The organism is Cohnella soli (assembly GCF_042655525.1).
Lineage (GTDB): Bacteria > Bacillota > Bacilli > Paenibacillales > Paenibacillaceae > Cohnella > Cohnella soli.
In genome coordinates this window covers 291,535-305,699 of record NZ_JBHSMI010000056.1, presented here as the reverse complement: position 1 = coordinate 305,699, position 14,165 = coordinate 291,535, and the positions used below count along the sequence as shown (strand labels likewise).

Here is a 14,165-nt window from a genome sequence, read left to right as displayed (position 1 = left end):
CTTCTTCAATTCGGCTCTGCTCAATGTCACTGTCTCCTGTCTCATAGTGACATTATCTCAGAACAGTTATAGGGTGACATTATCACAGCACAACGACAGGCATAGAGCGTCTGGATTGACTTTTTGGGCGCTTCGTGGTTTAATGATAAGACCTGAGTTTTGCGTAAGGAGGTTGAATCATGGGTCCTACATTTAAGCCGAATGTGAGCAAGCGCAAGAAGGTTCACGGTTTCCGTAGCCGCATGAGCTCGAAGAACGGTCGTAAAGTTCTCAAGGCTCGTCGCCAAAAAGGTCGTAAAGTATTGACAGCATAGAACGAAAGACCACTCTGCGTGGTCTTTTTTTCTTATCTTGCGTGTTCGACTTCTTATTTAAGCGTGGGCCAAAGATAGATGGAGCGGTGAGAGATGCATAGGAAGCTGCGTCTTCGGAAAAGAGAAGATTTTAATAAGGTGTACCGTTTCGGCAAGTCATTCGCGAACTCGCAGTTCGTCGTCTATTGGCGGAAAAGGTCGGATAAGGCGAACTTTAGGCTCGGTGTGTCCGCAAGCAGCAAACTGGGGAATGCTGTCGTACGCAATCGGTTGCGACGGATGGTGAAGGAGATCGTTCGCCTGAACGCGCCGAAACTGCAGGACGAGCTTGATCTGGTTCTGATCGTTAGGAAGCCGGCGCTGTCTCTTCCATATAAAGAGATGGAGGGTAGCGTGCTTCACGTTTTCCGAAAAGCGGGGCTGCTGAAAGGAATGACTCCGGGAGCACCAAGGTCGCAAACGAATAGTTCCGGCGCAAGAGGGAAGAAACCGGGAGAACGCAACGGAATAAAAGGCAAATAAAGCTTGTGAATTGACATGAACGGATCGTGGCTGCAAGATGATGGTGGCTGCCGTTTCATGGGCGAATCGTTAGCTTTTCTTTGTCTTTCTTCTTATGGTATAGTGAATATGAATAGACGTTTGCACCTATCTGGGATGCCGGGTTGTGAAGAGGGGAGTTTTACTTTTTGTTGCGAAATCGCAAATGGTGGGTAATAGCGGGCGCGCTAATGCTGATGGCGCTGTTGTCGGGGTGTTCTCCGAATACGGCCGCTATGCATACGAGCGAGATGGCCAATAGCGGTTCCTGGTGGACCCGCAACGTAGTGTACTGGTTCTCGGTAATGTTGGACAAGTTCGCGGAATGGTTCGGCGGCTCTTACGGATTGTCGGTTTTGCTGCTGACGATTATTGTGAGAACGCTTATCCTGCCGCTGATGATCAAGCAGTATAAGAACACGAAAGCGATGCAGGCGCTTCAACCTGAGATGAAGAAAGTCCGCGAGAAGTTCAAGGACGATCCGAAGAAACAGCAAGAAGAAATGATGAAGCTGTACCAGACGCATCAAGTGAATCCGCTCGCGGGTTGCTTGCCGCTGATCGTGCAGATGCCGATTTTTATCGCGCTTTATAACTCGATCTATAAGAACGTCGAGATTCGTGAGCATACGTTTATCGGATTCCAGCTCGGATTAACGCCGAACAACTCGGGACATTGGTATTACTACTTAATCCCGATTGTAGCGGCATGTACGACGTTGGTTCAATCGATGATGATGTCGCAACAGCAGACGATGGTCGGTCCGATGAAGGGCCTCATGTACATTTTCCCTGTTATGATCTTCGTCATGGCGATCAACTTCCCGGTTGCGTTGCCGCTTTACTGGATTTACAGCAACCTGTACACGATTACCCAGAATTACTTTATGTATCGGAATTCGCCGAAGCCGAACAATAAGCCGGACGACAATCCTCCATCGAAACAAAAACCTAAGCCTAGCGGTAAAGGTAAGGGGGCCCGCGCCTAATGAAAATGCTCGTGGCATCAGGTAAAACGATCGAAGAGGCGGTACGAAGCGGTCTGGCCCAATTGGGCGTGAAAGAAGATCGGGTGAACATCACGGTATTGGAACAGCCAAGCAAAGGGTTGTTCGGGCTCATTGGAGCCAGAGAAGCAAAAGTACAGTTGGAATTGTTGCCGGACGGTGTGGAAGAAGCGATCAGTTTTCTTCGTGCCGTGTCGGAAGCGATGGAACTTACCGTTTCCGTCGAACGTGAGGATGAGGGAGAGTCGATTCGGATTAACATATCCGGATCGGATCTTGGCATCTTGATCGGACGGCGCGGACAGACGTTGGATTCTCTGCAATACTTGGCGAACATCGTGGCGAATCGCCACTCGGACCATCATCTGCGAATCGTTCTCGATGCAGAGCAATTTCGCGAAAGGCGTCGTCAGACGCTGGAGGCGCTGTCCGAAAGAATGGCAAGCCGAGTTGTTAGAACTCGCAAGGAGATCGTGCTTGAACCGATGTCCTCCCAAGAGAGAAAGATCATTCACGCGAGGCTGCAGGCCAACCCGAACGTCAAGACGTACAGTCAAGGGGACGAGCCGAACCGCCGCATCGTGATCGCGCTGAAGTAATGTCAGTCAGCTAAAGAATTCGCAATGGCTTCCGCTTCGTTGGAAGTCATTGCGTTTTTGCGTAGAGCGAGGGATAAAGCAAATGAAGGAAGATACGATTGCCGCGATTGCGACAGCGCTTGGAGAAGGCAGTATCGCGGTCGTTCGATTGAGCGGGCCGGATGCTATCGGGACTGTCGCGAAAGTATTTAAGTCGAAGACGGATTTAAGGGAAGCGCCGTCCCATACGGTACAGTATGGGTGGATCGTCGATCGGGAAGTTGCGAACGGCGTGGAGCTTGTGCTCGACGAAGTGCTTGTGACGGTGATGAAGGGGCCAAGATCGTTCACGGCGGAAGACGTCGTCGAAGTGAGCACGCATGGCGGTATTGTAGCTGTGAAGTCGGTGCTGGAGTTGATTCTGCGCAGCGGCGCGAGAATGGCGGAACCGGGGGAGTTCACGAAGAGGGCTTTCCTGAACGGGAGGATCGACTTGGCTCAGGCGGAAGCGGTTATTGACATAATCCGTTCGAAGTCGGATCGCGCGTTCCAGATGGCGAGGAAACAAGCTGAAGGCGCGTTGTCGAAAGTGATTTTCCCAATGAGGCAGAAGCTTATCGAATTGTTGGCGCATGTGGAGGTTAACATCGATTATCCGGAGCATGATGTCGACAATGTTTCCTCGGACTTGATCCGGGAGCAATGCACGGAGACGCTCTTCCAGGTGGAAAAGCTGTTAAATCAGGCGAACGAAGGCAAAATATTAAGAGAAGGCATTATGACGGTGATCGCTGGCCGTCCGAATGCCGGCAAGTCGTCGCTCTTGAACGCGCTGGCGCGGGAGAACAAAGCGATTGTGACCGATATTCCAGGGACGACGAGAGATATTGTGGAGGAATCGGTCTCATTAGCTGGCATTCCTCTAAGGCTGCTCGATACGGCGGGTATTCGGGAAACGAACGACAAAGTGGAGCAGATTGGCGTCGAACGGTCGCATAACGCACTTGAAGAAGCAGAGCTGATTTTACTCGTACTGAATCACCACGAGGCGCTACACGAAGATGATCGAAAGCTGCTTGGGCTGCTAAAAGATCGGCCGACGATTGTTGTCGTGAACAAGATCGACCTTCCCGGTGAACTGGATGTATCCGAAGTCGAACGCGATTATCCGAAGGAGCGTATCGTGTTTTTGTCGGCGAAAGAAGGCGAAGGCGTCGAAGCGTTGGAGCAAGCCGTATCATCTTTGTTTTTCAGCGGGGCAGTGGAAGCCGGCGATATGACATACGTTAGCAATGCGAGACATATCGCGTTATTATATGAAGCGAAGAAGTCGTTGGCGGATGCGATACAGGCGACATATGAAGGTATTCCGATTGATTTGATTCAGATTGACATTGCGGCCGCTTGGGAGTCGCTTGGGCAAATACTTGGGGATGCGGCGGGCGATTCGTTGCTCGATCAGATTTTCTCCCAATTCTGTTTAGGTAAATAAAGGAGTGAGGTAAATGGGGTATAGAGCGGGCGACTACGACGTCATCGTCATCGGCGCTGGACATGCGGGCTGCGAAGCAGCACTCGCGGCAGCGCGGATGGGATGCGAAACGCTGCTGCTGACGATCAATCTGGACATGGTCGCATTCATGCCATGTAATCCTTCTGTCGGAGGACCGGCGAAAGGGCACGTCGTGCGTGAGATCGATGCGCTAGGCGGAGAGATGGGGCGCAATATAGACAAGACATTTATCCAAATGCGGATGCTCAATACGGGTAAAGGTCCGGCCGTACACGCGCTTCGTGCGCAGGCGGACAAATTTTTGTACCAGCATACGATGAAAGAAACGATCGAGAAAGAAGAGAAGCTGACGCTTCGCCAGGGGATGGTCGACGATCTGATCGTTGAGAACGGCACGGTCGTCGGCGTTGTGACGAAGACGGGAGCCGAATATGGGGCAAAAACCGTTGTGCTGACGACGGGGACTTACTTGCGCGGGAAAGTGATCATGGGTGAGCTCATGTACGAAAGCGGCCCGAACAACCAACAACCGTCATTAAAGCTGTCGGAAGCTTTAAAGCGCGAAGGTTTTCAATTGGCGCGGTTCAAGACGGGTACGCCGCCCCGCGTGCATGAGGATACGATCGACTTTAGCAAGACGGAGATTCAACCGGGGGATACGAATCCGAAATATTTCTCTTACGAGACGGAATATATGGCCCATGCAGATCAGCAAATTCCGTGTTGGTTAACCTATACATCCGAAGAGACGCATCAAATCATTAACGACAACTTGTACCGGGCGCCGATGTTCACAGGTGTCATCGAAGGAACCGGTCCGAGGTATTGCCCTTCTATTGAAGATAAAATCGTCCGGTTTGCAGATAAACCGAAGCACCAGATTTTCTTGGAGCCTGAAGGTCGCAACACGAAGGAATATTACGTACAGGGTTTGTCGACGAGTATGCCGGAAGATGTGCAACTGAGCATTCTACGTTCGATTCCGGGACTTGAGAAAGTGGAGATGATGAGGACCGGTTATGCGATTGAATATGACGCGGTCGTGCCGACACAGCTGTGGCCGTCACTCGAGACGAAGGTTGTAAATAACTTGTTCACCGCAGGTCAAATCAATGGAACGTCCGGTTATGAGGAAGCAGCGGGGCAAGGTGTTATGGCGGGTATTAACGCTGCGCGGAAAGTACAAGGCCGCGATCCGATCATTATCGACCGTTCCAAAGGATACATCGGTGTTATGATCGACGACCTAGTGACGAAAGGGACGAATGAGCCCTATCGGTTGCTCACTTCCCGTGCCGAGTATCGGCTGCTTCTTCGCCATGATAATGCGGATCTTCGTTTGACGCCGATCGGGTATGAGATTGGATTGATCAAGGAAGACCGGCACGAGCGGTTCCTAGCGAAAAAAGCGCTGGTGGAGGCTGAAATCGCTCGTTTGAAAGAGACGAAGTTCCGTCCGGACGAAGCGGTTCAAGCGATGCTTGCAACTGCCGGTTCCGCTCCGTTAAACAACACGGTAGACGGACTGACGCTGTTGCGCCGTCCTGAAGTGACATACCGTCATCTCGAATGGTTGGCTCCGTCTGATGTCGCTTTGACGGAAGAAGTGAAGGAGCAAGTCGAAATTCAGGTGAAATATACGGGCTACATCGAGAAGCAGCAACTCCAAGTCGAGCGTATGGAGAAGATGGAGAAAAAACGCATACCCGACAACATCGATTACGACAATATCCATGGATTGGCGATGGAAGCGAGACAGAAGCTTGGTAAAGTTCGTCCGTTGTCGATCGGGCAAGCGTCGCGTATCTCCGGCGTTACACCGGCAGACCTATCGATTCTGCTCATTCATCTGGAACATTATAATCGGGTAACCGCGGCGGCGCACGGCTCATGATGGATGCGATCCAGCAGCAATTTGTCGAGCAGGCACGGACGTTAGGCATTGAATTGTCGGAACGTCAGTTGGAGCAGTTTGAGATGTACTACAAATTGCTCGTCGAGTGGAACGAGAAAATGAATTTGACGGGCATCACGGAGAGAAGCGCTGTCTACGAGAAACATTTCTACGATTCATTAACGATTGCCGGGGTTGTGAAGTTCGCCGAACTGAATAGTTTGGCCGACATCGGTTCCGGTGCGGGATTCCCTTCAGTTCCAATAGCCATCGCTTTTCCACATATGAGGATAACGATCGTCGACGCATTGGCGAAGAGAATAAAGTTCCTGAACGAGGTGACGTCGGAGTTAGGCTTATCGACAGTCGTCAGCTTGCACGGGCGAGCGGAAGAAGTCGCTCGGATGAAAGAACATCGAGACCAATATGATCTGGTGACAGCAAGGGCTGTCGCCAGATTGGCTGTACTGAACGAGTTTTGTTTACCGTTCGTGCGGACGGGTGGAATGTTTATCGCGATGAAAGGGACGGATTTGTCCGCCGAACTTGACGAAGCGAAGTTTAGTTTCACGAAACTGGGTGCTAAGTTGGTTGAAGTTAAGAAATTAACGCTGCCGACGGAGGGGGCGGATCGCCACCTTGTGATCTGCATCAAGCAGCAAGCGACGCCGAACGAATATCCGCGAAAGGCGGGTATCCCGTTAAAAACGCCGCTGGTGAAGCCTTCACTGGCTTTCAAAAGCAAATAAAACAACAATAATATCGGAAACCCATAAAATGTTCCACGTGAAACATCGTTGCGACTCTCGTAATGTTCCACGTGGAACATTTTTTACGTTTACTAGCGTCGTTGAAAATGGTATCGTTATAGGGGAAGTGATTGTTTAAATTTTTACTCTAAAGCAGGAAAAACGGGTCTTCGCAGCGAATCTAATACGATAACAGACAAGCGTGCCGCATTGTGCCGACAGGCGCATTATAGCGGCGCTTTTTCGTAGAGGCAGAAAGTATAAATGTTGAGACAGAACGCTTTATATGCATCTGTAGGCTACGTAAAGCTATCTCCGTCGTCCAAGACACGGAAGGCGTTTCTATTTGTCGTTTAGCGCTTATTTTGCAGGATGTCTGGAATACATGCAGATCATACGGCGTTCAGACTCTGGTCGTCGGTTTCGTCGACTACTCGGGTATGCTTCCAAGAACGGCGAATGCATGCTGTATGTTCTATCTTACTTAATGTGGTGATCCGGAACTTATGAAAGAGTCATTTTCCAGGCTGCTCGGCTTATCCGATCGCGGCAATCAAGAGGAAGTCAGACAACTTCCAATTCACGAAATCGTGCCTAGCCCATATCAACCTCGCTCCATATTTGACGATGAGCGGATAGACGAATTGTGTCAGACCATTCGAACTCACGGCATTATCCAGCCAATCGTTGTGCGGGTGCGTGACGGCAAATACGAGATTATCGCGGGAGAACGGCGTTGGCGTGCAGTTACAAAGCTTGGGATGGAATTTATCCCTGGCATCATACGCGAAATCAATGACTCTCAGGCCGCATCAATGGCACTTATCGAGAACTTGCAACGCGAAGGATTGACTTCCCTGGAAGAAGCGATTGCCTACCAGAAGTTGATTGACTTGCATCAATTGACGCAGGAGAGTTTGGCACAACGCCTTGGCAAAAGCCAATCGACAATCGCGAACAAGATTCGTTTGCTCCAATTGAATGAACCGGCGAAACAAGCATTGTTGGAACGCAAAATTACGGAACGGCACGGGAGAGCTTTGCTTGCAGTGAGCGACGAACAACTGCAAAACAAAATTCTCACAGAAATTATCGAAAAAGAACTGAACGTTAAGCAGACCGAAGCGCGCATTGCGCTTTATCTGGAAGCTTCTCGGACGAAAAAGACGAAACGAATTTCGTTTTCCAAAGACGTAAGGCTTGCGGTGAACACGATTCGTCAGTCGGTGGACATGGTTACCGGGTCGGGCATTCCGATTAATGCAAGCGAGAAAGATTGCGAAGACCATTACGAAATCATTATACGAATACCGAAACAACGATAGGTAATGTTACGCGTTGCGAGCGCGGGATATTGCGATTTGCTTGACTAATATTGAGGTGAAATAGGTTGTCTAAAATAATAGCGATTGCCAACCAGAAGGGCGGAGTCGGCAAAACGACGACATCGGTAAACCTCGGCGCGTGTCTCGCGTCGCTCGGCAAACGGGTGCTCATTGTCGATATCGATCCTCAAGGCAATACAACGAGCGGGATAGGCATAAACAAGGCGGACGTCAATTACTGCATCTATGACATACTGATCAATGAAGTCCATCCGCAGCAAGCGATTGCGGATACGGAAGTGCCGAACTTAAAAATCATTCCCGCTACGATTCAGCTTGCTGGAGCGGAAATTGAACTTGTGCCGACAATGTCTCGCGAAGTGCGGCTGAAAAAGGCTCTCGCGCTCGTTCGCAAAGACTTCGATTATGTGCTGATTGATTGTCCGCCATCTCTCGGCATTCTGACGATCAACTCGTTAACGGCGGCTGATTCGGTGCTGATTCCCATTCAATGTGAGTATTATGCTCTCGAAGGACTCAGCCAACTGTTGAACTCCATTCGTCTCGTGCAAAAGCATCTAAACACGACGTTGCAGATTGAAGGCGTGCTGCTGACGATGTTCGACGCTCGTACAAACTTGGGCATTCAAGTCATTGAAGAAGTGAAGAAGTATTTTCAGCAGAAAGTGTATCAGACGGTCATCCCGCGCAATGTTAGGTTAAGTGAAGCACCGTCTCACGGACAGTCCATTATTACGTACGATCCAAAATCGAAGGGTGCAGAAGTGTATCTCGAGCTGGCGAAGGAAGTGATCTCGTATGAGCAAGCGGCTAGGTAAAGGATTGGATGCGCTGATCACCTCTTTATCGATTAAAGAGGATGATAAAATCGTCGAAATTCCACTTTCGCAGTTGCGAGCGAATCCGTATCAACCTCGCAAAACGTTCGAGGAAGAAGCGATTAAGGAATTAGCGGAGTCGATCCGCGAACATGGCGTTATTCAACCGATTGTCGTACGACAAGCGTTAAAAGGATATGAGATCATCGCGGGGGAAAGACGGTTCAGGGCATCTCAGTTGCTCGGTAACGCGACAATTCCGGCGGTTGTGCGTACGTATAACGATCAACAGGTCATGGAGATCGCCTTGATCGAGAACGTTCAGCGTGAAGATCTGAATTCGATAGAAGTGGCGATCGCTTATCAGGCTATCATGAACCAGTTTAAGTTAACTCAAGAGGAATTGAGTTTAAAGGTTGGTAAGTCGCGTTCACATATAGCCAACTTCCTTCGGTTGCTCGCTCTGCCAGATGACATTAAAGATTATGTTTCACGTGGAACATTGTCTATGGGACATGCCAGAGCACTCGCCGGCATTAAAGATGATGCGGCTAAGCGTCAGTTGGCCAAGCAGGCGGTAGAGAGCGAGTGGAGCGTACGGGAACTGGAAGAAGCGCTGCAGAAACCGGAAGCAAAACCGAACGCCAAGTCAAAGGCGAAAACAAAGAAACGCGATCCGTATATCGAAGAAATCGAGACCATGTTAAGGGAACAATTCCAGACGACTGTCCGGATTAAACCGAATAAAGACAAGGGGCGCATCGAGCTTAGCTACTTCGGCAAGAGCGACCTGGAACGCCTGCTGGAACTGCTTAAAGCACTCGCATAATACGCCCAAACCGATAGCATACCAAAGTTGTAATCTTCCGATGGAAGGATTAAACTAAGGTATGCTATTGCTCTGTTAAGGCGGTGAAGAGGTTGAGGAATCGGGACGAGAAACATCCGATTTACTTGGATAATGCGGCGACGAGTTGGCCCAAGCCGCCTTCTGTCATTGAAGCGATGGAACGGGCGATGAGAGAAAGCTCGGCGAATCCCGGCAGGGGAAGCCATGCGATGGCCGTAAAGGCAAGTAGGGTGCTGTTCGAAGGACGCAAGCGGTTGGCGCGGCTGTTCCGCATTTCCAATCCGAATGATATTGCATTTACGCTGAATACGACGCACGCTTTGAATATGGCTATTCAAGGATTACTGTTGCCGGGCGACCATGTCGTAGCGACATCGCTGGAACATAATTCGGTTCGTAGACCTCTGGAAGCATTAAAAAGAAAGCTCGGTATCGAGGTCACTTATGTGGCCACAGATAGGCAGGGCGTCATAGATATCAAAAAAGTCGAAGAGGCGATAACAGGGAAGACGAAGCTGATCGCAGCGACACACAGTTCGAACTTGTTAGGGACGATTGCGCCAATTGCAGAGCTCGGGGAGTTGGCCCGGGGCAAAGGGGTTAAATTCCTCGTAGATGCCGCTCAGAGCGCCGGGACGCTGCCGATCGACGTGCAGGCGATGAATATTGATTTGCTTGCATTTCCGGGGCACAAAGGATTGCTGGGGCCTCAAGGGACGGGTGGGCTGTACATTCATCCCGAGCTGGATTTAGAGCCGCTGCTTCAGGGCGGAACGGGCAGTAAGTCAGAAGCGTCGGAACAACCGACAGTGAGGCCGGATCGGTACGAGGCGGGAACGCCGAACACGGTCGGTATTGCGGGGTTGGCGGAAGGCGTACAGTTCGTACTGAAGGAAACTGTGGAAGCGATCCATGCTAAAGAGCTGCGTCACACGTTCGCATTGATGGAGGGGCTTCAGAGCATTTCCGGCATCTCGATTTTGGGTCCGGATCTCGGTGTGGAACGGACGGCAATCGTCTCATTCGTGATGGAAGGCGTAGATCCTTCGGAACTGGCGTTTCTGTTAGATCAGCAGTACGGTATCGCCGTAAGATCGGGCTTCCATTGTACACCGCTCGGACACGAGACGGCGGGTACTTACGAGACAGGTGCGGTGAGGGCGAGTCCCGGATATTTTACAACAGATTCGGAAATTGTAACGATGGTGGATGCCGTTCGAGATATTGCGAAAGCACTTCGCAAATCGACCTGAGAGAGCATCCAATAGAGCGGGTTGTATAGAAAGATACACTGGGGGAAAAAGAATCATGGGAAGTTGGAACGACAATATCGCAATGGCGGTGGCTGCCGGGGAAGGTTTGCTGCTGATTGTAGCGCTCATATGGATCGGTTCTCTCGCAAGCAAGCTAAAGAAACTTGGCAAAGCCCATACTAAACTGATGGGCGACACCGGGATGAGCAATATGGAAGACGTCATGGGTGTTGTTCATGACAGACTGACTGAGCTTCATGCAAGACAGAATGAACAGGCTGAGTTGATCGATAAACACGGCAAACGCCTGGCCATCCAGAAGGGACGGATAGGCGTTCATCGGTTTAACGCGTTTTCGGATTCGGGAAGTGACCTCAGTTTCTCGATTGCGATCGTGAATGACGGGCAAGACGGCGTCGTCATTACCGGTATCCACGGCAGAGAGCAAACGTTCCTCTACGCGAAGCCGATAGACAAGGGCCAATCGGCATACTTACTTACGCCCGAAGAGAAGCTGGCAATCAGTCAGGCAATGCAAAAGGGATAATCGGGCGATTACTTCGAACTTTATGTATTGCGGAGTAGATGCTCTTGGCGATAATCTCGGACATCTTAACGACGAGGTTCAGCCGAGTGTTCTGCAATACGAAGTATTCCATGAAGCCCCCGACGTTCACGATGCCCGTCATATGGATATCTCCAACGGGAGGAAGTTCTTTGTTCACCCCGGCTCCGGGCCGAACCGGACCATCTCCGACCTGAATGCAGCCGACGCTGGATACTTGTCCGAGGCAAGCATCCACGGCGATGATGAAAGGCTGCCGGGACGTTCTTGTGATTTTGAGTAACGTGTCGGCCAAATTCATCGCATGAACGGGTTCTTCCAGCGTGCCGTACAGCTCGAATAGACCGCTATACTCGCGCGCGAGGGCGGTGCCGACGAGAGGTCCGAGCGAATCTCCGGTCGAACGGTCCGTGCCTACGCAGACGATAACGATGGAGCGATCTTGAGGCAGCGATTCGAGATAGTATTCGAGACTTTGGGACAACCGATGCAAGACCGATGGATCGTTAAATGGAATTTTCAAAGAGAGCGCCGCTGATTCCGGTGCGGAGCCCGGACGTTTCTCCCATGCGCCGTTCATTCGCCCGACTCGCCTCCTACCCTAGTATGTTACTAGTATATGGACGGGAAGGCGCATTTATACTTGGGTAGAGAAAAGGGTTCTTAATTATACGGCAATAGAATAGTTCTGATTGAAAAAGAGAGGGGCAAGCGTCATGACGGTGGACACGCTTCTAATCGCGTTCGATTCGACGCAGCAGGCGCTACGGGCGGAGATGCTGCTGGAATACGCGGACATCGAGATCGACATCTGCCCGACACCGAAAGAAATTACGGCAGGATGCGCGCTGTCGATTGCTTTTTCCGGAGAAGAGCTACCCCAAGTTCGAAGCATCATCTCATCGGAGAACGTCGAGATAAGAGGGATGTTTTGTAAAACATCCGAAGGCTACCATGAAATCGAGCGAGGCGTTTAAAGGAGCAAGCGTATGAGAATGTATTCGGCACTGCAAAGCTATGTTCTGCAAAGCAACTTATGGAGTAAATTCCTCGACCGATTCTGGGAGACGGTAGAGGATACGGAGATGTGGACATCGGTACTGTTTGTCCTGCTGCGAGTCGTGCTGATCATAGTCGTCAGCAGGTTGGCTCTTATCGTGCTGCATCGGTTCATCGATCATATTGCGAGAGATACGGAAGCGAATCGGCTGAAGCTGCGTCCAGGACGCGTAAAGACGATGGGGAAATTGCTGAAGAACGCCACATCATATATCATTTACTTTATAGCCACACTTCTCGTGCTCGGAGAGTTTCATATTGAACTGGCTCCATTACTTGCAGGCGCTGGCGTTATCGGCCTAGCGATCGGCTTCGGCGCGCAGAGCCTTGTGAAAGACGTCATCACTGGATTTTTCATTATTGTAGAGGATCAATTCGCTGTAGGAGACGTCGTTCAACTAGGTGCTTTCAAAGGTACGGTCGAGTTAATCGGGCTCCGAACAACGACGCTGAGAAGCGGGACCGGCGAAGTTTATATTATTCCGAACGGTTCGATTATTCAAGTGACGAACTTCTCTATCCACCCTTTGCTGGCCGTCATCGATCTGACGATCTCTTCGGACAAGACGGTCGAGGAGCAAATGATGGTTATCCGTGAAGTGCTCAACCGGATTGAAAGTCCGAATTTGACGTCTAAACCCGAGGTGCTCGGCATTCAATCGTTGGAGATGAACCAGATGACGATTCGTGTAACCGCCAAATGTAAGCCAAACACGACGGGTGAAATTACGCGTCTCATTAATACGGAATTGAAGAAGTCGTTCGATACGGCAAGAGCGGAAGCCGCGATGGAGACGCCGGCGACGCCGCCAGACTCGACAACTTAAAAAAGCCGCGCAAACGAAACGGGGGAATCGGGATGGAGCGGAAAACGTTTGACCTCGGCGATGTTGTCATGATGAAGAAACAGCATCCTTGCGGAGCGAACGAGATGGAGATCATTCGCATGGGGATGGATATTCGAATCAAATGCGTGAAGTGTAAGCACAGCATACTGCTGCCGCGCGCGAAGTTCGAGAAGAGCCTAAAGAAAGTGCTAAGATCGGCAGCACCTGAAGCAGTCGAGCCGGGAGCGGACAATACTGCCGAGCAGGGCAGTTAAACTGGATCGCGAAAACAGTTGCATGTCCGCACGTTCTATGATAAGATAATTCTTGCTGCGGAGAGGTACCCAAGAGGTCCAAGGGGGTTGACTCGAAATCATCTAGGCGGCTCGCGCCGTGCGTGGGTTCGAATCCCACCCTCTCCGCCATATAAGCGAAACTTCGAACGATTCCTGAATAACAGGGATCGTTTTTTTGCGTATATGGCGAAAGTGGGGTGAGAACGGGCCGTTAAGCGAACGTGCCATAAGGCATGTTCGTAGGCCCTGGCGTGATAGTCGCCATAATACGTGACCGGATTTATGGTCATGGGGCGACGGAGCGAATCCCACCCTCTCCGCCATATAAGCGAAACTTCGAACGATTCCTGAATAACAGGGATCGTTTTTTTGCGTATATGGCGAAAGTGGGGTGAGAACGGGCCGTTAAGCGAACGTGCCATAAGGCATGTTCGTAGGCCCTGGCGTGATAGTCGCCATAATACGTGACCGGATTTATGGTCATGGGGCGACGGAGCGAATCCCACCCTCTCCGCCACCTATATAAAAAGTTCACGATCCCAAGACGGGGTCGTTT

At 50.7% G+C, this 14,165-nt stretch carries 16 protein-coding genes and 1 tRNA gene; 16 read left to right on the top strand and 1 reads right to left on the bottom strand.

Annotated features, from left to right (window positions below):
- Positions 1-179 precede the first annotated feature (179 nt).
- From rpmH to ACFPOF_RS28650, 12 genes are all read left to right on the top strand, one after another.
- Positions 180-314, top strand: a complete 135-nt coding sequence (gene rpmH, locus ACFPOF_RS28705; RefSeq protein ID WP_027086758.1) for a 50S ribosomal protein L34 — start codon at positions 180-182, stop codon at positions 312-314.
- Between the two features lie 93 nt (positions 315-407).
- Positions 408-836, top strand: coding sequence for a ribonuclease P protein component (gene rnpA, locus ACFPOF_RS28700; protein WP_378138819.1), 429 nt, complete (start codon positions 408-410; stop codon positions 834-836).
- A gap of 167 nt (positions 837-1,003) precedes the next feature.
- The gene (locus ACFPOF_RS28695) at positions 1,004-1,843 is read left to right on the top strand and encodes a YidC/Oxa1 family membrane protein insertase (RefSeq protein WP_378138818.1); all 840 of its coding nucleotides are present in this window, start codon (positions 1,004-1,006) and stop codon (positions 1,841-1,843) included.
- Positions 1,843-2,460, top strand: coding sequence for an RNA-binding cell elongation regulator Jag/EloR (gene jag, locus ACFPOF_RS28690; RefSeq protein ID WP_378138817.1), 618 nt, complete (start codon positions 1,843-1,845; stop codon positions 2,458-2,460). The genes ACFPOF_RS28695 and jag overlap by 1 nt, the downstream gene beginning before the upstream one ends.
- An 82-nt stretch (positions 2,461-2,542) precedes the next feature.
- Complete coding sequence (mnmE, locus tag ACFPOF_RS28685; protein WP_378138816.1) at positions 2,543-3,931, top strand: tRNA uridine-5-carboxymethylaminomethyl(34) synthesis GTPase MnmE; 1,389 nt, start codon at positions 2,543-2,545, stop codon at positions 3,929-3,931.
- A 13-nt stretch (positions 3,932-3,944) separates the two neighbouring features.
- On the top strand, positions 3,945-5,846 hold the full coding sequence (gene mnmG / locus ACFPOF_RS28680; protein ID WP_378138815.1) for a tRNA uridine-5-carboxymethylaminomethyl(34) synthesis enzyme MnmG: 1,902 nt from the start codon (positions 3,945-3,947) through the stop codon (positions 5,844-5,846).
- Complete coding sequence (gene rsmG, locus ACFPOF_RS28675) at positions 5,846-6,595, top strand: 16S rRNA (guanine(527)-N(7))-methyltransferase RsmG (RefSeq protein WP_378138828.1); 750 nt, start codon at positions 5,846-5,848, stop codon at positions 6,593-6,595. Before mnmG ends, rsmG begins: the two co-directional genes overlap by 1 nt.
- Before the next feature lie 506 nt (positions 6,596-7,101).
- Entirely contained in the window at positions 7,102-7,920 is an 819-nt protein-coding gene (gene noc / locus ACFPOF_RS28670; RefSeq protein WP_378138814.1) for a nucleoid occlusion protein, read from the top strand.
- Between the two features lie 65 nt (positions 7,921-7,985).
- Complete coding sequence (locus ACFPOF_RS28665; RefSeq protein WP_378138813.1) at positions 7,986-8,759, top strand: ParA family protein; 774 nt, start codon at positions 7,986-7,988, stop codon at positions 8,757-8,759.
- On the top strand, positions 8,740-9,588 hold the full coding sequence (locus tag ACFPOF_RS28660; RefSeq protein ID WP_378138812.1) for a ParB/RepB/Spo0J family partition protein: 849 nt from the start codon (positions 8,740-8,742) through the stop codon (positions 9,586-9,588). The genes ACFPOF_RS28665 and ACFPOF_RS28660 overlap by 20 nt, the downstream gene beginning before the upstream one ends.
- 92 nt (positions 9,589-9,680) lie before the next feature.
- Complete coding sequence (locus tag ACFPOF_RS28655; protein WP_378138811.1) at positions 9,681-10,862, top strand: aminotransferase class V-fold PLP-dependent enzyme; 1,182 nt, start codon at positions 9,681-9,683, stop codon at positions 10,860-10,862.
- A 55-nt stretch (positions 10,863-10,917) separates the two neighbouring features.
- Positions 10,918-11,409: a DUF4446 family protein gene (locus ACFPOF_RS28650; protein ID WP_378138810.1), complete on the top strand. Its 492-nt coding sequence runs from the start codon at positions 10,918-10,920 to the stop codon at positions 11,407-11,409.
- On the opposite strand, the gene yyaC is transcribed toward ACFPOF_RS28650, so the two are convergent.
- The gene (yyaC, locus tag ACFPOF_RS28645) at positions 11,384-12,007 is read right to left on the bottom strand and encodes a spore protease YyaC (protein ID WP_378138809.1); all 624 of its coding nucleotides are present in this window, start codon (positions 12,005-12,007) and stop codon (positions 11,384-11,386) included. The genes ACFPOF_RS28650 and yyaC overlap by 26 nt on opposite strands.
- A 136-nt stretch (positions 12,008-12,143) precedes the next feature.
- On the opposite strand from yyaC, the gene ACFPOF_RS28640 reads away from it, so the two are divergent.
- The 4 genes from ACFPOF_RS28640 to ACFPOF_RS28625 all read left to right on the top strand — a co-directional run bounded on the left by ACFPOF_RS28640 (position 12,144) and on the right by ACFPOF_RS28625 (position 13,738).
- Positions 12,144-12,404 (top strand): putative Se/S carrier protein, encoded by a 261-nt coding sequence (locus ACFPOF_RS28640; protein WP_378138808.1) that lies wholly within the window; start codon positions 12,144-12,146, stop codon positions 12,402-12,404.
- 12 nt (positions 12,405-12,416) lie between these two features.
- Positions 12,417-13,313 (top strand): mechanosensitive ion channel family protein, encoded by an 897-nt coding sequence (locus tag ACFPOF_RS28635; RefSeq protein WP_378138807.1) that lies wholly within the window; start codon positions 12,417-12,419, stop codon positions 13,311-13,313.
- Between the two features lie 32 nt (positions 13,314-13,345).
- Positions 13,346-13,588 (top strand): DUF951 domain-containing protein, encoded by a 243-nt coding sequence (locus ACFPOF_RS28630; protein WP_378138806.1) that lies wholly within the window; start codon positions 13,346-13,348, stop codon positions 13,586-13,588.
- A 59-nt stretch (positions 13,589-13,647) separates the two neighbouring features.
- Positions 13,648-13,738: transfer RNA gene (locus ACFPOF_RS28625), tRNA-Ser, on the top strand.
- Positions 13,739-14,165 lie beyond the last annotated feature (427 nt).